The sequence below is a fragment of the Bacillus cereus group sp. MG20 genome (assembly GCF_040459885.1).
GTDB lineage: Bacteria > Bacillota > Bacilli > Bacillales > Bacillaceae_G > Bacillus_A > Bacillus_A cereus.
In genome coordinates this window covers 2,762,767-2,782,717 of sequence record NZ_JARVHF010000001.1, presented here as the reverse complement: position 1 = coordinate 2,782,717, position 19,951 = coordinate 2,762,767, and the positions used below count along the sequence as shown (strand labels likewise).

Below are 19,951 nucleotides of genomic sequence, written 5' to 3'. Positions count from 1 at the left end.
CGTAAATGTTTCATAGGAAACATTTTATGGAGAATAGTCAATAGGCCTAAAAGGTGGTGGAATATGTATGAAAAATACGTTTTCTCGTTTATTTGGCTTTGGAGATAAAGAGAGCGAATTCGAATTACAAGACGAAAGCCATGAAGAGATAGATAAAAAGGTATATGAGGAAATACAAGAAATTCCGATAGTAAATATTACCCCTAACCGTTATCAACCAAGAACAGTTTTTGATGATGCGCGTATTGATGAGCTAGCATTAACGATTCGTACACATGGACTTATTCAGCCGATTGTTGTAAGGCAATATGAGGACGATAAGTATGAGATTATTGCTGGAGAAAGACGTTTTCGCGCGGCAACAAAGTTAGGTTGGGAAAAGGTTCCTGCAATTATAAAGAACTTAAATGATACAGAGACAGCTTCTGTAGCTTTAATTGAAAACTTGCAACGTGAGGAACTAACGGCAATCGAGGAAGCTGTGGCATATCAAAAGCTGATTGAGTTACATAATTTAACACAAGAAGCATTGGCACAACGACTTGGAAAAGGACAATCTACAATCGCAAATAAGTTGCGATTGTTAAAGTTGCCTGAAGAAATAAAAAGTGCATTATTAGAAAAAAGCATTACAGAACGTCATGCCCGCGCTCTCATTCCTTTAAAAAATGAGGAATTACAACTGAAGGTTTTACAGGAAATTGTGGAGAAACAACTGAATGTAAAGCAAACAGAAGAACGAATTGCGAAGTTACTAGAGGAAGCAAAACCGAAGCGTAAGGCAAAGCAAAAAGCAGTAAGTCGAGATACGAGGATTGCTATGAATACAATTAGACAATCTTTACAAATGGTTACTGAAAGTGGTTTAAATGTTAATTCTGAGGAAGAAGAATTTGATGAGTACTATCAAATTACAATTAAAATTCCAAAGAAAAAATAATAATGACGTGTTAGAGACCTTATCCTATTGGAGAGGTCTCTTTTACTATATTTTCTTGTTAAATGAAGAAGGAGTTTAGAAATAAATTTTGAAGTTTAATAAAGGACGTAAAAGAAAAAGTTTTATTTCATGTTACAATAAACGTAATTGTTACTAGAATAAGATAGAAAGGTTGAAAGTAGGTGACATCATGGGAAAAATCATTGCTATTGCTAATCAAAAAGGCGGTGTTGGAAAAACCACAACATCTGTTAATTTAGGGGCTGGATTGGCGCAAGTAGGTAAAAAAGTCCTTCTTGTAGATATTGATGCTCAAGGAAATGCAACGACTGGTGTGGGAATTGAAAAATCTGAATTAGATCAATGTATTTACAACGTTCTTGTGGAAGATGCAGATGTTCAAGGGGTTATACAGAAAACCGCAACTGAAAACTTAGATGTTCTACCCGCTACAATTCAATTGGCTGGTGCTGAAATTGAATTGGTACCGACTATTTCCCGGGAAGTACGTTTGCAAAGAGCATTACAGCCAGTTCGTGATGAATATGATTATATTATTATCGACTGTCCCCCGTCTTTAGGGTTATTAACGATTAATGCATTAACAGCAGCAGATTCTGTTATTATTCCTGTACAGTGTGAATATTATGCACTAGAAGGGTTAAGTCAGCTATTAAATACAGTTCGACTTGTACAAAAACATTTAAATAAAAATTTAGCAATTCAAGGCGTATTGTTAACAATGTTGGATGCTCGTACAAATTTAGGGATCCAAGTTATAGATGAAGTGAAAAAGTATTTTAGGGATAAAGTATATCGCTCGATTATTCCGCGTAATGTACGCTTGAGCGAGGCTCCAAGTCATGGGAAACCTATTATGCAGTATGACGCTAAATCAAGAGGAGCAGAAGTATATATAGATTTAGCAGAGGAAGTGATTGCAGGTGGCTAAAGGATTAGGAAGAGGAATTAATGTGTTTTTTCCTGATTTAGATGTGAAAGAAGAGGAAACAATTCAGGAGATTCTTGTAACTGAATTAAGGCCAAATCCATATCAACCGCGTAAACACTTTAATAAAGAGGCTATTCAGGAATTAGCAATTTCGATTAAGGAACACGGTATTCTACAACCATTAATTGCTAGAAAGAGTATTAAAGGATATGAAATCGTTGCAGGTGAAAGACGATTTCGTGCTGCAAAAGAGGCTGGTTTAGAAAAGGTACCTGCGGTTGTAAGACAATTAACTGAACAGCAAATGATGGAATTTGCTTTGTTAGAAAACTTACAACGAGAAGATTTAAATCCTATGGAAGAGGCAATGGCATACCAGATGTTAATGAATGAGCTAAATGTAACGCAAGAACAATTAGCGAAACGTCTTGGCAAAAGCAGACCTTACATTGCAAATTATACTCGGTTATTAAGCCTCCCTTCGTTCGTCCAAGATATGATTGCAAATGGTCAACTTTCAATGGCTCATGGGAGAACTTTACTTACGATAAAAGACGAAGAACAATTGAAGTCCTTATTGAAACGCATTGAAAAAGAAGGATTAAATGTTCGTCAATTAGAGAAAATCGTCCAAGAGATTAATCAACACGTTTCACGTGAAACAAAAAAAGTGAAAAAAGAGCGAAATATATTTTTCGTAGAACGTGAAACGTTCTTAAGAGAAAAGTTTGGCACAGATGTGAAAATTAAAGAGACGAAAAAAGAAAAAGGTAAAATCGAAATTGAATTTTTTAATAAAGAAGATTTAAATCGTATTTTAGAACTATTAGCACAGAAAAATTAAAAAGCAAACCATCTTATTATTTATAGATGGTTTGCTTTTTTTAATGCGGATAATTTTTGATCCGTCTCTTTTATACTTTGTGCGATTACATCAGCCATTTTCATGACTAAACTTAATCTTGTATTTTGAAGAACGAAAAACTCCATAAACCCATTTAGATTGACGATACCGTGTATATGCAGATCACCAACTGCAGGTAATTTCTTATTCATAGCAGCACCCGGTTTACTAGGTCCCTTTCCAGTAGTGATTGACCCAATATTTTGGGACTTTCCTAAACATGCATCAACAGCAATTATAAATGCAGTAGGATGTTTTTTCTGTATATTCTGAATTTTTTCTTCTAAATTTAGTGCATGTACTGGCTCATCTAGTGTACCGAATATTTGGAGGTTTTTGATGTCTATTTGTTCAAGTTTTGTACCAACTAACGGGCCGAGTGCGTCACCTGTAGAACGATCTGTTCCGATACAAACGAGAATGAGTGGTATATTAGTTTTAATAGGAATATGGGTAAGTAAGAAATTACTGATTATCTCAGAGGCTTCTAGATCTTGGTGCATAACGTTTTGAGTTTCTTTCTCAAAAAATGGTAAGCGAAAACTTCCAATGTTCATGAAGCACCCATCCTTTTAATAAATTTTCAATATATGTTATATGGTGAGAAAAATGGAAAGCTATAAGTGCGTAATTTTTGCAAAATGTGAATGAAAACGGAAATAATAGTACTAGTATATATATATTCGTTCCATTTTATACCTGAATGGCGGGGATAAAATAGGATTAAAATCATAAAATTTTTTCAGCAATTAGAGGACTTCTGATACAATAATAAGGATAACTAAAAAGAAATTTTAGCTAGAGAGGTAGAGGTACATGGATTTATTAACGAAGTGGTTTAATTCTACGAAACAGTATTTATTAGATGCTGATCGTTGGGCTCATATTGGAGTTGCGACATTAAAAATATGTATTATTTTAACAATTGGTGCAGTTGTTGTGCGAATTGCAAGAGCGGTTGTACGAAATGCGTTTCGTATGGGGAGTCGTTCTCCAATTCAAATTTCAGAACGTCGTACAGTTACAGTGGCGAAATTACTTGAAAATATTGTAGCGTATGTTGTTATGTTCATTATGCTAATTGCGATTTTAGGTGTGTTTGATATTAATGCATCAGGTTTATTAGCGGGTGCTGGGGTAATTGGTTTAGCAGTCGGATTTGGTGCTCAAAGTTTAGTGAAAGACGTTATTACAGGTTTATTTATTTTGCTAGAAGATCAGTTTTCAGTTGGCGATTATGTTAAAATCGGTCAATTTGAAGGAGTCGTTTTAGAAATTGGACTTCGTACAACGAAAGTAAAGAGTTGGACAGGTGAAATTCATACTTTACCAAATGGAAGTATTATTCAAGTTACTAACTATTCAGTTAGTAATAGTGTAGCGTTTGTTGATGTATCTATTTCATATGAGGCTGATATTGCGAAAGCAGAACAGGTTATTGAAGATTTATTAGTAGAGTTACCTTCAAAGTATGAAAAAATGGTAACAACACCTCAATTATTAGGTGTGCAAACGTTAGCTGCATCAGAAGTTATATTACGCGTTATTGCTGAAGTAGAGCCGATGCAACATGCAGTTATTGCAAGGGCACTTCGTAAAGAGATTAAAAATCGTCTTGATTTACATGGAATTGAAATTCCATATCCACGTATGGTTTTATACAATCGTGAAGAATTGGTTAGTGGAAAAGCAATTTAGTATGGAGAGGAGTTTGAAGAGTGGAGCAAAAGGAATATAACTTGTACGATGTTGTGGAAATGAAGAAAGCACATCCATGTGGCGAGAATCGTTGGAAAATTATTCGTATGGGAATGGATATCCGCATTAAGTGCGAGGGATGTGACCATTCAGTAATGATTACTCGAAGAGAGTTTGATCGTAAGGTGAAAAAAATACTTGTGAAGCACGAAGAATAGAGGGAGAGTAACAGTTACAGTAGGTAACTGTTACTTTTTTTCGTTTGGCGGAAACTTGTCATTTTTTTCGTTACTATCTATAATGATGAAAGATTGAGACATAGGAGTGAAAAATATGGGATTAACGGCTGGGATTGTTGGATTACCTAACGTAGGTAAGTCCACTTTATTTAATGCAATTACACAAGCAGGAGCAGAATCTGCAAACTATCCATTCTGTACAATTGATCCAAACGTAGGGATTGTAGAAGTACCAGATGAGCGTTTAAATAAATTAACGGAATTAGTAGAACCGAAAAAGACTGTTCCGACTGTATTTGAGTTTACTGATATTGCAGGTATCGTAAAAGGTGCTAGTAAAGGTGAAGGTTTAGGAAATAAATTCTTATCTCACATTCGTCAAGTAGATGCAATTTGCCAAGTTGTTCGTTGTTTTGAAGACGAAAATATTACGCACGTTTCAGGGAAAGTAGATCCAATTGATGATATCGAAACAATCAACTTAGAGCTAATTTTAGCGGACTTAGAGTCTGTTGATAAGCGTATCGAGCGTGTTGCGAAATTAGCAAGACAAAAAGATAAAGAAGCTGTATATGAGCATGAAATTTTAGTTCGTTTAAAAGAGGCTTTTGAAGAGGGGAAACCGGCTCGTACTGTTGAATTTACAGAAGAGCAGATGAAGATTGTTAAAGGCCTTCATTTACTTACAACAAAAGAAATGTTATACGTAGCGAACGTAAGTGAAGACGATGTTATCGATCCTTCGGAAAATAAATACGTACAAATGGTAAAAGAATTTGCAGAAAATGAAAATTCTCAAGTAATCGTTGTATGTGCAAAAATCGAATCAGAAATCGCTGAATTAGACGAGGAAGAGAAAAAAGTATTCCTTGAAGAACTAGGTATTGAAGAGTCTGGTTTAGATCAATTAATTCGTGCAGCATATGACTTATTAGGACTTGCTACTTACTTTACAGCTGGCGTTCAAGAAGTACGTGCTTGGACATTTAAACAAGGTATGAAGGCACCACAATGTGCTGGTGTTATTCATACAGACTTTGAGCGTGGATTTATTCGTGCAGAAACAGTTTCTTACGATGACTTAATGACAAACGGTTCTATGACAGCTGCAAAAGAAGCTGGAAAAGTACGTTTAGAAGGAAAAGAGTATATCGTAAAAGACGGAGATGTTATGCACTTCCGTTTTAACGTTTAATCTAATATTTCCTAGGAAAAATAAAGATATGAGCTTGGCGAATATATTATATGTTTGCCAAGTTTTTTATGTATTGGTGAGTTGATTCATATAACTTACTATGATATAATCTAAACTCGTGAGTAATTACTATAAATTAATTGCTCCTTGCCCATTATGGGCCGTTTAGACCAAAAGGAGGTGAAAGTGTAATGAGAAAGTACGAAATTATGTACATCATTCGTCCTGGCGTTGAAGAAGAAGCTCAAAAAGCTTTAGTTGAACGTTTTGCAGGTGTTTTAACAAACAATGGTGCAGAAATCATTAACACGAAAGAGTGGGGTAAGCGTCGTTTAGCTTACGAAATCAACGACTTACGTGAAGGTTTCTACATGATCTTAAACGTGAACTCTAACGCAGAAGCGATTAACGAATTCGACCGTTTAGCTAAGATCAACGAAGACATCCTTCGTCATATCGTTGTTAAAGAAGAAGAAAAATAATTGATATATAAGGGAGAGTGGTTCGATTGATGAATCGTGTTATCCTCGTTGGTCGTTTAACTAAGGACCCTGACTTACGTTACACGCCCAATGGTGTTGCAGTAGCTACTTTTACGTTAGCTGTGAATCGCGCATTTGCGAATCAACAAGGTGAGCGTGAAGCTGACTTTATTAATTGTGTAATATGGCGTAAACAAGCAGAAAACGTAGCAAATTATTTGAAAAAAGGAAGCTTAGCAGGCGTAGATGGACGTCTTCAAACTCGTAATTACGATGGACAAGACGGTAAACGTGTATATGTAACAGAAGTTCTTGCGGAAAGCGTACAATTTTTAGAGCCGCGTAATGGCGGTGGGGAGCAACGTGGTTCATTCAATCAGCAACCATCAGGAGCTGGTTTCGGTAACCAAGGCTCTAACCCATTTGGTCAATCTAGTAATTCAGGTAACCAAGGTAATCAAGGGAACTCTGGATTTACGAAGAATGACGATCCATTTTCAAATGTAGGTCAACCGATCGACATTTCCGACGACGATTTACCGTTCTAATACAGTAAATTTGTTAGTTTTAACAAAGAATGGAGGGAAATAGACATGGCAGGACGCAAAGGTGGACGTGCGAAACGTCGTAAGGTGTGTTTCTTCACAGCTAACGGCATCACTCGCATTGACTATAAAGATGTTGATTTATTAAAACGTTTCGTTTCTGAGCGTGGTAAAATTTTACCTCGTCGTGTAACAGGGACAAGCGCAAAATACCAACGCAAACTTACAGTTGCAATTAAACGTGCTCGTCAAATGGCACTTTTACCATATGTTGGTGAATAATAGCGTATGAAATGCACAGTAGAGTCGGACTCTACTGTGCATTTTGCTATGCTTTTCTTTTTTGAAAGAGAGGTTAAAATGTGAAACAAACAAAGTTTATTACAGAAGGCGCAGCGTTATTAGCTATATATGCAATTTTATTGCTTATATCTATGTATGTTCCAATTTTAGGTACTGTTGTAACTTTTGCGTTGCCGTTACCATTTATACTATTAACGATAAGACATAAACTATCTAATGTGCTTGTGATTTTTGTAGTGGCACTTTTTGTTACTGTTATTGTGAGTCAACCTATGAATTTAGTGAAGACAATTATGTTTGGATTGATAGGGATTGTTTTAGGGTATACGTATAAAACAAGAAAAAAGCCAGTGGAAATCTTAATAGCGGGGACGCTTGCATACTTAATTGGTTTTGTACTTATTTATGTTGCGAGTATAAAGTTTTTCAACATAGATATAATGAAGCAGATGCAAAGTATGTTTAGTGAAAGTATGGTGCAAAGTGAAAAGATAGTAAGTGCTATAGGTATGCCGATTAGTAAGGAACAAAAAGAGTTACTTAAACAAATGAATGATATATTACAATTGTTATTTCCAAGTATACTTGTTCTAGTTTCGGTATGTTTTTCTTGGATTACAGTGATAATATCAGGTAGTGTTTTGAAAAAGTTAAAACACGACATTATACCTTGGCCTAAATTTAAAGATCTACAATTACCAAAGAGTATTGTTTGGTATTACGTTATATTTATTTTGTTAGCAACTTTTATAAAAGTAGATCCAACATCATATTTACATATGGTATTTTCTAACCTATATGTCATATTTGCACTATTGCTTGTACTGCAAGGGCTGACATTCATTTCCTTTTTAGCGTATAGAAAAGGTTTTACAAAAGGGGTTCCTATTATTAGTTTTATTGTATGCATGTTTATTCCGATGCTGTTTCCTCTTGTGACAATCTTAGGTATAATTGACTTAGGGATTTCGTTGCGTTCTAAAATAGGGGAATAAAATAATATTCCTTATACTATTTTAATCTGTTTAACTAACTGGAAGGTGAGTTAGTTTTACTTTATAGGAGTTGTATACATGCCTGAATTTGATAAGAAACAGTGGTTTTTATATCCTGTTTATGTATTGGCATTTTTTGTGTTTGTGCTCATTTCAATTCTCTGTTATTTTCATTTAATTATGGGGATAGCTGCTTTTATCATTTTTTGTATCGTGTTCTTTATCGTTATACGATTTGAACTTAATTTTCAAAGGAATTTCGAAAAGCATACGACAGATATGATTACGAGGGTAAAGAAAGTCAGTAATGAAGCATTTAACCAAATGCCGATTGGTATTTTGTTATACAATAAGGATTACGGGATTGATTGGGCAAATCCTTATTTATCTTCATGCCTGGGACAGCATGCGTTAGCTGGATGGCACCTTTACGATGTATCAGAAACATTACTTCTTTTCATTAAAGGAGAAACTTCTGATGATATAGTCTCTTTAAATAATCGAAAGTTTCGCGTTTTTGTAAGGAAAGAAGAAAAGTTAATTTATTTCTTTGATGTAACGGAACAAACGGAAATCGAAAAGATGTATGAGGATCAACGCACTGTTTTAGCTGTAATTTATTTGGATAATTATGATGAAGTTACACAAGGATTAGATGATCAATTACGTACGAATATAACAAGTCTTGTGACATCGCGACTAAATGAATGGGCACTTAAGTATGGTGCGTATTTAAAACGTGCATCTTCAGAAAGATTCTTCGTTGTGCTAAATGAAAGTATTCTGACGCAGATGGAGAAAGGGAAATTTAGTATTTTAGATCAGGTGCGTGAAGAAACATCTAAAAGGAATATACCACTGACATTAAGTGTAGGTGTCGGATCAGGTGATTTACCTTTGTCAGAGCTTGGTGCAATGGCTCAATCTGGTTTAGACCTTGCGCTTGGGCGCGGTGGAGACCAAGTAGCTATTAAACAAGCGACAGGTAAAGTTAAGTTCTATGGAGGTAAGACAAATCCCGTTGAAAAGCGTACCCGTGTACGTGCTAGGGTCATTTCGCATGCATTAAAGGATTTAGTGTTAGAAAGTAGTAATGTCATTATCATGGGGCATAGGGCTCCTGATATGGACGCAATTGGTGCTGCGATTGGTATTTTAAAAGTGGCTCAATTAAACGAGCGTAAAGGATATATTGTATTAGATGAAAATGATTCTGATAAGGGAATTAAACGCTTGATGGACAAAGTGAAACAAAATGAGGAGTTATGGTCTCATTTTATTACTCCAGAGCAAGCGATGGAATTTGCAAATGATGAGTCGTTACTTGTTGTTGTTGATACGCATAAACCTTCTATGGTGATGGAGCAAAAACTGTTACATAAAATTGAAAATGTAGTAGTTATTGATCATCATCGTCGTGGGGAAGATTTTATTGAAGACCCATTGCTAGTTTATATGGAACCATATGCTTCTTCAACGGCAGAATTGGTTACAGAATTACTTGAGTATCAACCTAAAAATTTAAAGATGACAATGCTAGAAGCGACGGCATTGTTAGCAGGTATTATTGTCGACACGAAAAGTTTCACATTCCGGACAGGGGCTCGTACATTTGATGCTGCTTCTTATTTACGCTCACATGGTGCAGATACTGTACTTGTACAAGAACTTTTAAAGGAAGATATGGATCAGTATTTACGGGTTGCAAAAGCTATAAAAAATGCGTACATTTATAAAAATGGAATTGCGATTGCTAAAGTTGATAGTGATGATTACTACGATCAAGTGCTTATTGCGCAATCGGCAGACACGTTATTAACGATGACAGGGATTATTGCATCATTTGTTGTTGCGAAACGTGGTGAGAATCTCATTGGAATTAGCAGCAGGTCTTTAGGTGAAGTGAATGTGCAGCTAATTATGGAAAACTTAGGCGGTGGCGGGCATTTGACTAATGCAGCCACACAAATGAAAAATGTTACAGTAGATGAAGCTGAGGAGAAGCTTCGATTTGTTATTGATGACTATTTACAGGGAGGCACACAATCATGAAAGTAATTTTTCTAAAAGACGTAAAAGGTAAAGGTAAAAAAGGAGAAATAAAAAACGTACCGGATGGCTATGCAAATAACTTCTTACTAAAACAAGGATTAGCTGCTGAAGCAACAAATAGCAGTATGAAAACTTTAGAAGCTCAAAAGCGTAAAGAAGAAAAAGATGCAGCAGCAGAGCTTGAAAATGCAAAAGAGTTAAAAGAGACTTTAGAGAAATTAACTGTAGAATTAAAGGCGAAATCTGGAGAAGGTGGCCGTTTATTCGGTTCTATTACGAGCAAACAAATCGTAGATGCGATGCAAAAATCACATAAAATTAAACTTGATAAACGTAAATTTGAAATGGATGATGCAATTCGTGCATTAGGCTACACAAATGTAACAGTGAAATTGCATCCGCAAGTAACAGCGACAGTAAAAGTTCATGTTAGTGAACAATAAAAATAAATTAAGCAAGGAGGATTGCGTATGAGTGATGTACTTGCTGATCGTACCCCTCCGCATAATATAGAGGCCGAGCAGGCGGTTTTAGGTGCCATATTAATTGATCAAGATGCGTTAACGTCAGCATCGGAGTTATTGGTACCTGATTCATTCTATCGAACGAAACATCAAAAGATTTTTGAGGTCATGCTTGGATTATCTGATAAAGGAGAACCGATCGACTTAGTAATAATGACATCAGCGATGGCTGATCAAGGATTACTAGAAGAAGTTGGTGGAGTGTCTTATCTAGCAGAGTTAGCAGAAGTTGTTCCAACAGCTGCTAACGTTGAATATTATGCACGTATCATTGCTGAAAAGGCACTTTTACGCCGTTTAATTCGAACAGCGACTCATATAGTGTCGGATGGATACGAGAGAGAAGATGACGTGGACGGCCTTTTAAATGAGGCCGAGAAAAAAATATTAGAAGTATCCCATCAAACGAATGCAAAAGCATTTCAAAATATTAAAGATGTTCTTGTGGATGCTTATGATAAAATTGAACTTTTGCATAATCAAAAAGGTGAAGTTACTGGGATACCTACTGGATTTACTGAATTAGATAAGATGACGGCAGGTTTCCAGCGAAATGATTTAATCATTGTAGCAGCACGTCCGTCAGTAGGGAAAACTGCATTTTCATTAAATATCGCACAAAACGTAGCGACGAAAACGGATGAAAATGTAGCGATTTTTAGCTTGGAGATGGGCTCCGATCAGCTTGTTATGCGTATGCTTTGTGCAGAAGGAAATATCGATGCGCAAAGACTTCGTACCGGGTCACTGACTTCTGATGATTGGGCGAAATTAACAATGGCGATGGGGAGTCTTTCAAATGCCGGTATATATATTGATGATACACCGGGAATTAAGGTAAATGAGATTCGAGCAAAATGTCGTAGACTAAAGCAAGAACAAGGTCTTGGAATGGTTTTAATTGACTACTTACAGCTTATTCAAGGAAGTGGGAAATCAGGTGAGAACCGTCAGCAGGAAGTATCTGAGATTTCTCGTACTTTAAAAGGGATTGCACGTGAATTGCAAGTGCCTGTTATTGCCTTATCACAGTTATCTCGTGGTGTAGAATCTCGTCAGGATAAACGCCCGATGATGTCTGATATTCGTGAATCTGGAAGTATTGAGCAGGATGCTGATATTGTAGCTTTCCTATATCGTGAAGATTACTATGACCGTGAAACGGAAAATAAAAATACGATTGAAATTATCATTGCAAAGCAACGTAACGGTCCAGTAGGTTCAGTGGAACTTGCATTCGTCAAAGAGTTCAATAAGTTCGTTAACTTAGAACGACGCTTTGAGGATGGGGCATAAAGGCAGTATAAAAAAGAAACACATTTCTTATAATAAGATGTGTTTCTTTTTTTATGGTGTAAAGATAAGGCTTTCATAAGGTGAAAACATAATTCTTACGAACGAAAATGATTTTTAATAAAAAAATGTTCGCTTTTTGGTTGACTTCTTTTTCGGTTTTGGTACAATTATATTGTTTGAATAGATCGTTTGAAAATTGCGGAGGTGCTTTAATAATGTCTTCAGTAGTAGTTGTAGGAACACAATGGGGCGACGAAGGAAAAGGTAAAATCACTGATTTTCTTTCTGAGCATGCGGAAGTAGTTGCAAGATATCAAGGTGGAAATAACGCGGGACATACAATTGTTTTCGGCGGAGTTAAATATAAGTTACACTTAATTCCATCTGGTATTTTCTATAAAGAGAAAATTTGTGTAATCGGAAATGGCTTAGTAGTAGATCCGAAAGCATTACTTGAAGAGTTAAAATACTTACACGACCGTGGTGTAAGTACTGATAATTTACGTGTAAGTAACCGTGCACACGTTATTTTACCTTATCACTTAAAACAAGATGAGTTAGAAGAGGCTAGTAAAGGTGATAACAAAATCGGTACAACGAAAAAAGGTATCGGTCCTGCATATATGGATAAAGCTGCTCGTATTGGTATCCGTATGGCTGATCTTTTAGATCGTGAAGCATTTAAAGAGAAGCTTGAGCGCAATTTAGTAGAGAAAAATCGTTTGTTTGAAAAAATGTACGATACAGAAGGTTTCAGTGTAGAAGAAATCTTTGAAGAGTACTTCGAATATGGACAACAAATCGCACAATATGTATGCGACACATCTGTTGTATTAAATGATGCACTAGATAACAATCACCGTGTATTATTTGAAGGTGCACAAGGTGTTATGCTTGATATTGACCACGGTACGTACCCATTCGTTACATCTTCTAACCCGATTGCGGGTGGTGTAACAGTTGGAACTGGAGTTGGTCCTGCGAAAGTTACTCGCGTTGTAGGTGTATGTAAAGCATATACAAGCCGTGTTGGTGACGGTCCATTCCCTACTGAACTTAATGATGAAATTGGTCATCAAATTCGTGAAGTTGGTCGTGAGTACGGAACAACAACTGGTCGTCCGCGCCGCGTAGGTTGGTTCGATAGCGTTGTTGTAAGACATGCGCGTCGTGTTAGTGGTTTAACGGATCTATCATTAAATTCTATCGACGTTTTAACAGATATTCCAACTCTTAAAATTTGTGTTGCTTACAAATACAATGGCGAAGTTATCGATGAAGTTCCAGCAAACTTAAACATTTTAGCGAAATGTGAGCCTGTATATGAAGAGCTTCCAGGTTGGACAGAAGATATTACTGGTGTAAAATCATTAGACGAGCTTCCTGAAAATGCACGAAAATACGTAGAACGTGTTTGTGAGTTAACAGGAATTCAATTATCTATGTTCTCAGTTGGACCAGATCGTAACCAAACGAATATTGTTCGTAATGTATACGAAGCTTAATTGATATTTTTAGAAAAAACTCATGTCCGCATGAGTTTTTTCTTATCTTTTATAAAAAAATGAAAAAAAGTATTGCGAAGAATATAGAATACATGTTATGATACATCTTGTCGTCACGAAAATATGACGTTGGTGAGTATGAGCCATTAGCTCAGTTGGTAGAGCATCTGACTTTTAATCAGAGGGTCGAAGGTTCGAATCCTTCATGGCTCACCATTTTATTTTTCGTGGCCCGTTGGTCAAGTGGTTAAGACACCGCCCTTTCACGGCGGTAACACGGGTTCGAATCCCGTACGGGTCATGTTTTTTTATGCTTATTTTTGGTCCCGTGGTGTAGTGGTTAACATGCCTGCCTGTCACGCAGGAGATCGCCGGTTCGACCCCGGTCGGGACCGCCACTTTTGTTTATACCACCATTAGTGGTTTTATATATAGTTTTGGCTCGGTAGCTCAGTCGGTAGAGCAGAGGACTGAAAATCCTCGTGTCGGCGGTTCGATTCCGTCCCGAGCCACTCTCAGGATATTAAGTGGGCCCACTTAATATCCTTTTTATTTATGTAATTTTACAAAACTGAGTAGTTATTTTAAAATAGAACGAGGAGCCTCTAGCAGTTGAAGCTAGAGGTTTTTCTATAGATCGTATAGGATTCCGTGTAAAAGTGGATCATACATGAGTCTATGAGAATAGAGGAGAAAATACTTAAACAAAGGATGCGGTCATATAGGACATACTATGTAAACATCAATATGTTTAGGGATTATTGACCATATTTTTATAAGGAGGAAATAGACGATGATGGGAAAGAAAATTTTAGTAGTTGATGATGAAAAGCCGATTGCAGATATTTTGAAGTTTAACCTAGAAAAAGAAGGTTTTGAAATAGTAATGGCGCATGATGGTGATGAAGCAATTGAAAAAGCTAATGAAGAACAACCAGATATGGTTTTATTAGATATTATGCTACCAGGTAAAGATGGCTTAGAGGTTTGTCGTGAAATACGTAAAAGTTCAGAAATGCCGATTATTATGCTTACAGCAAAGGACTCTGAGATTGATAAAGTATTAGGGCTTGAGCTTGGGGCAGATGATTATGTAACGAAGCCATTTAGCACGAGAGAATTACTTGCTCGTGTGAAGGCGAATTTACGCCGTCACCAACAAGGTGGTGCTGCAGAAAAAGAAGAAAATACAGAAATGGTTATTGGACCAATTGTTATTAATCCAAATGCATATAGTGTAACGAAGCGCGAGGAAAATATCGAGCTTACACATCGTGAATTTGAGTTGCTACATTATTTAGCGAAACACTTAGGACAAGTTATGACACGCGAACATTTATTACAAACAGTTTGGGGTTATGACTATTTTGGAGATGTGCGCACAGTAGACGTAACAGTACGTCGTTTGCGTGAAAAAATTGAAGATAATCCAAGCCATCCTACTTTAATTGTAACTAGACGTGGAGTAGGGTATTACTTGCGTGACCCAGAGCAGGAATAGTATATGAAGAAAGTTGGTTTTTTTCAATCTATTCATTTAAAATTTGTGCTTATATATATGCTATTAATATTAATAGCGATGCAAGTTATTGGGGTATATTTTGTAAGGGAATTAGAGAAGAGCCTAGTACAAGGTTTTAGGGATTCTTTAACGCAGCAAACAAACTTATTATCATATAACTTGAAACAAGAATTTAAAAAAAGTTATACAAAAGCAGAAACAGAGTCAACAGATGAAACGATTAAAACTTCCATTCGAAAGTTTGCCTCTGATCAAAAAAAAGTTATACAAGAGGTAAGTGTATTTGATTCGCATAGAAAGTTACTGGCTATTTCAGATGAATCAAAGCAGAATAAGGTGAATAGAACATCAACTGATATAGCTGTTCAGCGAGTGTTGGTGCAAAAAAAGCCAGAAGTGAAAATTGAGAAGGATGGTAGTACAGGCCATCGTGTTCAAGTTATGCTTACTCCGATTCTAGATGATAATGGCAAGGATGCGCTTGGTGTTATATACATCGTTGCATCTATGGAAGATGTATATAAACAAATGAAGGATATAAATCAAATTTTTGCTACGGGAACAGTAATTGCCTTATTAGTAACGGCCGTACTTGGGATTTTATTGGCTCAAACAATTACAAGACCAATTTCAGATATGCGGAGACAAGCAATCGAAATGGCAAAAGGAAATTATTCGAGAAAAGTAAAGGTGCATAGCCATGATGAAATTGGACAACTGGCATTATCCTTCAATAATTTATCAAAAAAATTGCAACAAGCTCGTTCTTCTACAGAAAGTGAAAGGCGTAAACTATCATCTGTTTTATCTCATATGACAGATGGAGTAATTGCTACTGACCGAAAAGGGGATATTATTTTACTAAATGACCCTGCGGAAAAAATGTTAAATGTTTCTCGTGAAACAGCGCTCGATCAATCTGTTTTAGAGGTATTAGGGATACAGGAAGAATTTACGCTCGATCATTTATATGAAGAGCCAGATTCTGTTTTATTAGATTTTAGTACGAGAAATGAACCATATATTTTACGTGCTAGTTTCTCTGTTATTCAAAAAGAAACAGGGAAGGCAAATGGTTTAATTGCCGTATTATATGATGTAACAGAGCAGGAGCGTATAGAAAGGGAACGCCGTGAGTTTGTGGCGAATGTCTCTCATGAATTAAGGACGCCATTAACGACAATGCGCAGTTATTTAGAGGCACTTACAGATGGAGCATGGCAGGATCCGAATATTGCACCACAATTTTTAACGGTTACACAAGAAGAAACAGAAAGAATGATTAGACTTGTAAATGCGTTGTTACAGCTATCTAAACTTGATAGTACAGAGCACCGTTTAATGAAAGAATGGGTCGACTTTACTGATTTCTTTAATAATATTATTGATCGCTTTGAAATGTCTAAAGAACAAAATGTAAGTTTCAAACGATCTTTCTCTAAGAAGTCTAGGTTTATTGATATGGATACTGACAAAATTACTCAAGTGCTGTATAACATTATTTCTAACGCATTAAAGTATTCACCAGAAGGTGGAACAGTAACATATCGCTTACGTGATCGCGGTAATTTATTAGAAATTAGCGTAAGTGACCAAGGAATGGGTATTCCAAAAGAAAACGTTGATAAAATCTTTGAACGTTTTTATCGCGTAGATAAAGCTCGTTCAAGACAAATGGGTGGTACGGGACTTGGATTAGCAATTGCAAAAGAAATGATCGAGGCACATGGTGGCTCTATTTGGGCGAAGAGTGAAGAAGGAAAAGGGACAACTATTTATTTCACGTTACCAATGGCAGCAGATGAAGAGGACGATTGGGAATGAGTATGGAAAACTTTAAAACAATAGTTTTAATTAACCTAGTTGTAATTAGCCTGTTTCTTACTTTTAACCTATGGACGTATGTGCCAGATTCTACATCCATGCAAAACGCAAAATTTGTACAGGGCAATGAAGGAACGAATCAAACTAAAATTTCCGATGTTGTCCGTCCTACTTCTATCATCGTGCATAAAGATAAAAATCATTATGGGAGCAGAAGAGAGGCAGATATAGAATCAATCTATAAGCCTTTGGAAGTAGGGGAACTACATGAGTTTAGAGAGATATCAATCACTAAGGGTGATTTCCTATCCTATGTGCATGGTGAAGGGAAAATTGAACTTGTTTTCCCTACTGATATCCCATTTGATGCAGTTAAATCTATGTTTAACATGAAAGAGAAAAGTACAGATAAACCTAAACATTTTAATCGTATTCTCCTTGATCCTTCTAGGAGTAAGGATCAAGAAATTAAAATTAACTTTGTTTCTGATGGTGATAACTTTAAAATATATGAGGCAAAATTAAGTGGTGTGTATTTAAAAGATATTGTAAATGCTCAAAATCAATTTATAGTATCAGCAAAGCCCTATTTTGATTATCAAATCAATGATATGAAAAAGTTATTTTTACCAGATGGCACGACAGAGTTAAACAATATAACATATATTTCATCTAATTTAGCAGTTGATACGTTTAAGAATGCTCTGTTTAGTGATCCTCGTTATTTAAGTCCGATTACTGAGATATCGAAAGAAACATTTACAGATGGTATTAGATCCATGGAAATTGAAAACGATCGTCACATGCTAAAGTATAAAAACTCTTCTGTCTTAACTGAGAAAACGATAGATAATTTAATGCTGTTACAAAAAAGCTTTGAATTTGTAAGTGGTCACAGTGGAAGTTTGGATTCATATCGTTTGGACTATATGAATAAAGGAGAGACAGTATTTCGCTTACATGAAGATGGATATTCCGTATTCAATACAGATGGATTAGCTGAATTGAGACAAAAATGGGGATCAGAAGAAGTAATGGAATATGAAAGACCGTTGCTGTCTTTAAATACTAAAGGCATAGAACAGAAAGTTACTCTTCCGTCAGGGCATGTTGTAATAGCATCCCTAGAAAATAATCCAGAGATAAAGAAACAAGTAATTAAGGATATTGGTATTGGATACAAGTTATCACTAGATGGGCAAGTAGTTCGACTACAACCAATTTGGTATGTAAAGCTTGTTGAAGGTGAAACGGGTAAACAGCAAATCTATGAGTGGAGTGAGGGAGGACTAAATGGATTGGGATCGAATTAAAACCATATTTATTGTGACCTTTTTTGTTTTGGACCTCTTTCTCATTTTTCAATTCATTCAAAAGCAAGATAGTAATCAATTGGAGCTTATTGCAGAAACAAAGATAGATCAAGAATTAAAAGCAAATAAAATTACTATAGGGAATATCCCTAAGGAACCGAAGAAAGAGTCATTTATTAGAGCGGAAAATAAAGCCTTTAAAGAAGATGATATACAGTCTTTGAAAAATCAAACGGCGCATATACAAAATATGTACACGATAGAAAGTAAGCTAAAAGAGCCTTTTTTAAATACGAAATCATTATCAAAAGATAAGTATAATGAATTTTTGAAGAACTATGTATTGGATGGACAAAAGTATGAATTTGGAGCGGTGAAAGACTCTAAAATTTATTTCTTCCAAAAATATAAAGATAAGCCTATTTTCTATAATAATCAGGCGATGATTGTTGTGGAATTAAATGAAAAAAATGAACTTGTTTCATATACGCAGACAATGCTAACTGATTTAAAAGAAATGGGCGAAGGTGAAAAAACGAAAGAGCAAGAAATTATCACGGCTCAAACAGCTTTAGAAAATTTGTATTTAAAAAATAAAATTCATGGAAATACACATGTTAAAGAAGCGCAAATTGGTTATGCCACTCTTACCGCATCTACTTCTAATAACCAAGTACTTGCTCCAACGTGGAATTTAAAAACGGAGCAAAAGCAGGACTTCTTTGTGAATGCAATTGAAGGACAAGTTATGGAATTAGGGGAAAAGGAAAATCAAGTGGTTGATGAACATACTGGAGTGAGAAATAATGGGGTTGCATTTTAGCGTACTTGCAAGTGGAAGTACAGGAAATATGCTATACGTAGGAACCGATGAAAAAAAATTACTAGTCGATGCAGGTTTAAGTGGTAAAGCGACAGAGGCTTTATTTAAACACGCAGAACTGAATATAAATGATGTATCAGGTATTCTTGTAACACATGAGCATAGTGATCATATTAAAGGGTTAGGTGTATTGGCGCGAAAATATGATTTACCCGTTTATGCGAATGAGAAAACATGGAATGCAATGGAACATTTAATAGGAAATATCCCAACTGAGCAAAAATTCATTTTCTCAGTTGGGGATGTGAAGACATTTGGTGATATTGAAGTCGAATCATTTGGAGTTTCTCATGATGCGGCTGAACCGATGTTTTATGCTTTCCATAATAATAATAGGAAATTAGCGCTTATTACAGATACGGGATACGTAAGCGACCGTATGAAGGGCGTTATTAAGGGAGCTAATGCTTTCGTATTTGAAAGTAATCATGATGTGGAAATGCTTCGTATGGGACGTTACCCATGGAGCATTAAACGACGCATTTTAAGCGACGTTGGGCATGTTTGTAATGAGGATGCTGCATTAGCGATGGCAGATGTAATTACAGATGAGACAAAGCATATTTATTTAGCCCATTTAAGCTTAGATAATAACATGAAAGAACTAGCTCGTATGTCAGTATCACAAGTACTAGAGGAAAAAGGATTTGGAGTGGGTGAATCCTTTGAAATTCACGATACAGATCCAAAAATGCCTACAAAAATTCAATACGTATAATTCTTCATTTTAGTAAACAATAAAGGTGAATATAGTTGTTTTCAGGAAGATGGGTGAACAA

20 protein-coding genes and 4 tRNA genes are annotated in these 19,951 nt (G+C 35.9%); 23 read left to right on the top strand and 1 reads right to left on the bottom strand.

Features of this window, described 5'->3' with window-relative positions; translation table 11 throughout:
• Window positions 1–67: 67 nt before the first annotated feature.
• The 3 genes from noc (at window position 68) to spo0J (ending at window position 2,736) form a co-directional block, all read left to right on the top strand.
• Window positions 68–940, top strand: coding sequence for a nucleoid occlusion protein (noc, locus tag QCI81_RS14245; protein ID WP_000799016.1), 873 nt, complete (start codon window positions 68–70; stop codon window positions 938–940).
• A 190-nt stretch (window positions 941–1,130) separates the two neighbouring features.
• Window positions 1,131–1,892: a sporulation initiation inhibitor protein Soj gene (gene soj, locus QCI81_RS14240; RefSeq protein WP_000516114.1), complete on the top strand. Its 762-nt coding sequence runs from the start codon at window positions 1,131–1,133 to the stop codon at window positions 1,890–1,892.
• On the top strand, window positions 1,885–2,736 hold the full coding sequence (gene spo0J, locus QCI81_RS14235; RefSeq protein WP_001051832.1) for a stage 0 sporulation protein Spo0J: 852 nt from the start codon (window positions 1,885–1,887) through the stop codon (window positions 2,734–2,736). The genes soj and spo0J overlap by 8 nt, the downstream gene beginning before the upstream one ends.
• A 20-nt stretch (window positions 2,737–2,756) precedes the next feature.
• On the opposite strand, the gene yyaC is transcribed toward spo0J, so the two are convergent.
• Entirely contained in the window at window positions 2,757–3,353 is a 597-nt protein-coding gene (gene yyaC / locus QCI81_RS14230) for a spore protease YyaC (protein ID WP_001020709.1), read from the bottom strand.
• A gap of 259 nt (window positions 3,354–3,612) precedes the next feature.
• On the opposite strand from yyaC, the gene QCI81_RS14225 reads away from it, so the two are divergent.
• From QCI81_RS14225 to QCI81_RS14130, 20 genes are all read left to right on the top strand, one after another.
• A complete protein-coding gene (locus QCI81_RS14225) occupies window positions 3,613–4,494 on the top strand; it encodes a mechanosensitive ion channel family protein (protein ID WP_000365115.1) in 882 nt (293 codons plus the stop codon).
• Between the two features lie 20 nt (window positions 4,495–4,514).
• Window positions 4,515–4,712, top strand: coding sequence for a DUF951 domain-containing protein (locus tag QCI81_RS14220; RefSeq protein ID WP_000435486.1), 198 nt, complete (start codon window positions 4,515–4,517; stop codon window positions 4,710–4,712).
• 115 nt (window positions 4,713–4,827) lie between these two features.
• Window positions 4,828–5,928, top strand: a complete 1,101-nt coding sequence (gene ychF / locus QCI81_RS14215) for a redox-regulated ATPase YchF (protein ID WP_000524670.1) — start codon at window positions 4,828–4,830, stop codon at window positions 5,926–5,928.
• A gap of 191 nt (window positions 5,929–6,119) precedes the next feature.
• Complete coding sequence (gene rpsF / locus QCI81_RS14210) at window positions 6,120–6,410, top strand: 30S ribosomal protein S6 (RefSeq protein WP_001233781.1); 291 nt, start codon at window positions 6,120–6,122, stop codon at window positions 6,408–6,410.
• Window positions 6,411–6,436: 26 nt separating this feature from the next.
• A complete protein-coding gene (ssb, locus tag QCI81_RS14205; RefSeq protein ID WP_002094213.1) occupies window positions 6,437–6,958 on the top strand; it encodes a single-stranded DNA-binding protein in 522 nt (173 codons plus the stop codon).
• Window positions 6,959–7,003: 45 nt separating this feature from the next.
• Window positions 7,004–7,237, top strand: a complete 234-nt coding sequence (gene rpsR / locus QCI81_RS14200; RefSeq protein WP_000918873.1) for a 30S ribosomal protein S18 — start codon at window positions 7,004–7,006, stop codon at window positions 7,235–7,237.
• Window positions 7,238–7,317: 80 nt separating this feature from the next.
• Window positions 7,318–8,253 carry a YybS family protein gene (locus QCI81_RS14195; protein ID WP_071731515.1) on the top strand — a complete coding sequence of 312 codons (936 nt, stop codon included), beginning with the start codon at window positions 7,318–7,320 and terminating at the stop codon, window positions 8,251–8,253.
• A gap of 78 nt (window positions 8,254–8,331) precedes the next feature.
• Window positions 8,332–10,305, top strand: a complete 1,974-nt coding sequence (locus QCI81_RS14190; RefSeq protein ID WP_001113779.1) for a DHH family phosphoesterase — start codon at window positions 8,332–8,334, stop codon at window positions 10,303–10,305.
• Window positions 10,302–10,748, top strand: a complete 447-nt coding sequence (gene rplI / locus QCI81_RS14185) for a 50S ribosomal protein L9 (RefSeq protein WP_000864223.1) — start codon at window positions 10,302–10,304, stop codon at window positions 10,746–10,748. Before QCI81_RS14190 ends, rplI begins: the two co-directional genes overlap by 4 nt.
• Before the next feature lie 27 nt (window positions 10,749–10,775).
• Window positions 10,776–12,125, top strand: a complete 1,350-nt coding sequence (dnaB, locus tag QCI81_RS14180) for a replicative DNA helicase (protein WP_001286147.1) — start codon at window positions 10,776–10,778, stop codon at window positions 12,123–12,125.
• Between the two features lie 215 nt (window positions 12,126–12,340).
• Window positions 12,341–13,630, top strand: a complete 1,290-nt coding sequence (locus QCI81_RS14175; RefSeq protein WP_000100229.1) for an adenylosuccinate synthase — start codon at window positions 12,341–12,343, stop codon at window positions 13,628–13,630.
• Window positions 13,631–13,770: 140 nt separating this feature from the next.
• A tRNA-Lys gene (locus QCI81_RS14170) sits at window positions 13,771–13,846 on the top strand.
• Between the two features lie 13 nt (window positions 13,847–13,859).
• A tRNA-Glu gene (locus QCI81_RS14165) sits at window positions 13,860–13,931 on the top strand.
• Between the two features lie 21 nt (window positions 13,932–13,952).
• Window positions 13,953–14,028, top strand: a tRNA-Asp gene (locus QCI81_RS14160).
• Window positions 14,029–14,069: 41 nt separating this feature from the next.
• Window positions 14,070–14,142, top strand: a tRNA-Phe gene (locus QCI81_RS14155).
• Window positions 14,143–14,423: 281 nt separating this feature from the next.
• On the top strand, window positions 14,424–15,131 hold the full coding sequence (gene walR / locus QCI81_RS14150; protein WP_000971865.1) for a cell wall metabolism DNA-binding response regulator WalR: 708 nt from the start codon (window positions 14,424–14,426) through the stop codon (window positions 15,129–15,131).
• Window positions 15,132–15,134: 3 nt separating this feature from the next.
• Entirely contained in the window at window positions 15,135–16,976 is a 1,842-nt protein-coding gene (gene walK, locus QCI81_RS14145; RefSeq protein ID WP_353810836.1) for a cell wall metabolism sensor histidine kinase WalK, read from the top strand.
• Window positions 16,973–18,289 carry a YycH family regulatory protein gene (locus tag QCI81_RS14140; protein WP_000061569.1) on the top strand — a complete coding sequence of 439 codons (1,317 nt, stop codon included), beginning with the start codon at window positions 16,973–16,975 and terminating at the stop codon, window positions 18,287–18,289. Before walK ends, QCI81_RS14140 begins: the two co-directional genes overlap by 4 nt.
• The gene (locus tag QCI81_RS14135; protein WP_000383720.1) at window positions 18,270–19,112 is read left to right on the top strand and encodes a two-component system regulatory protein YycI; all 843 of its coding nucleotides are present in this window, start codon (window positions 18,270–18,272) and stop codon (window positions 19,110–19,112) included. Before QCI81_RS14140 ends, QCI81_RS14135 begins: the two co-directional genes overlap by 20 nt.
• Window positions 19,096–19,890 (top strand): MBL fold metallo-hydrolase, encoded by a 795-nt coding sequence (locus QCI81_RS14130; RefSeq protein ID WP_353810835.1) that lies wholly within the window; start codon window positions 19,096–19,098, stop codon window positions 19,888–19,890. Before QCI81_RS14135 ends, QCI81_RS14130 begins: the two co-directional genes overlap by 17 nt.
• Window positions 19,891–19,951: the final 61 nt, after the last annotated feature.

Bases quoted from the DNA above. Each gene is read 5' to 3' on its own strand.
- QCI81_RS14175 (WP_000100229.1), top strand. From the start codon at position 12,341: ATGTCTTCAGTAGTAGTTGTAGGAACACAATGGGGCGACGAAGGAAAA.
- QCI81_RS14225 (WP_000365115.1), top strand. From the start codon at position 3,613: ATGGATTTATTAACGAAGTGGTTTAATTCTACGAAACAGTATTTATTA.
- walR (WP_000971865.1), top strand. From the start codon at position 14,424: ATGATGGGAAAGAAAATTTTAGTAGTTGATGATGAAAAGCCGATTGCA.
- QCI81_RS14130 (WP_353810835.1), top strand. From the start codon at position 19,096: ATGGGGTTGCATTTTAGCGTACTTGCAAGTGGAAGTACAGGAAATATG.
- rpsR (WP_000918873.1), top strand. From the start codon at position 7,004: ATGGCAGGACGCAAAGGTGGACGTGCGAAACGTCGTAAGGTGTGTTTC.
- rplI (WP_000864223.1), top strand. From the start codon at position 10,302: ATGAAAGTAATTTTTCTAAAAGACGTAAAAGGTAAAGGTAAAAAAGGA.
- ychF (WP_000524670.1), top strand. From the start codon at position 4,828: ATGGGATTAACGGCTGGGATTGTTGGATTACCTAACGTAGGTAAGTCC.
- soj (WP_000516114.1), top strand. From the start codon at position 1,131: ATGGGAAAAATCATTGCTATTGCTAATCAAAAAGGCGGTGTTGGAAAA.
- dnaB (WP_001286147.1), top strand. From the start codon at position 10,776: ATGAGTGATGTACTTGCTGATCGTACCCCTCCGCATAATATAGAGGCC.
- QCI81_RS14135 (WP_000383720.1), top strand. From the start codon at position 18,270: ATGGATTGGGATCGAATTAAAACCATATTTATTGTGACCTTTTTTGTT.
- yyaC (WP_001020709.1), bottom strand. From the start codon at position 3,353: ATGAACATTGGAAGTTTTCGCTTACCATTTTTTGAGAAAGAAACTCAA.
- QCI81_RS14190 (WP_001113779.1), top strand. From the start codon at position 8,332: ATGCCTGAATTTGATAAGAAACAGTGGTTTTTATATCCTGTTTATGTA.
- noc (WP_000799016.1), top strand. From the start codon at position 68: ATGAAAAATACGTTTTCTCGTTTATTTGGCTTTGGAGATAAAGAGAGC.
- QCI81_RS14140 (WP_000061569.1), top strand. From the start codon at position 16,973: ATGAGTATGGAAAACTTTAAAACAATAGTTTTAATTAACCTAGTTGTA.
- rpsF (WP_001233781.1), top strand. From the start codon at position 6,120: ATGAGAAAGTACGAAATTATGTACATCATTCGTCCTGGCGTTGAAGAA.
- walK (WP_353810836.1), top strand. From the start codon at position 15,135: ATGAAGAAAGTTGGTTTTTTTCAATCTATTCATTTAAAATTTGTGCTT.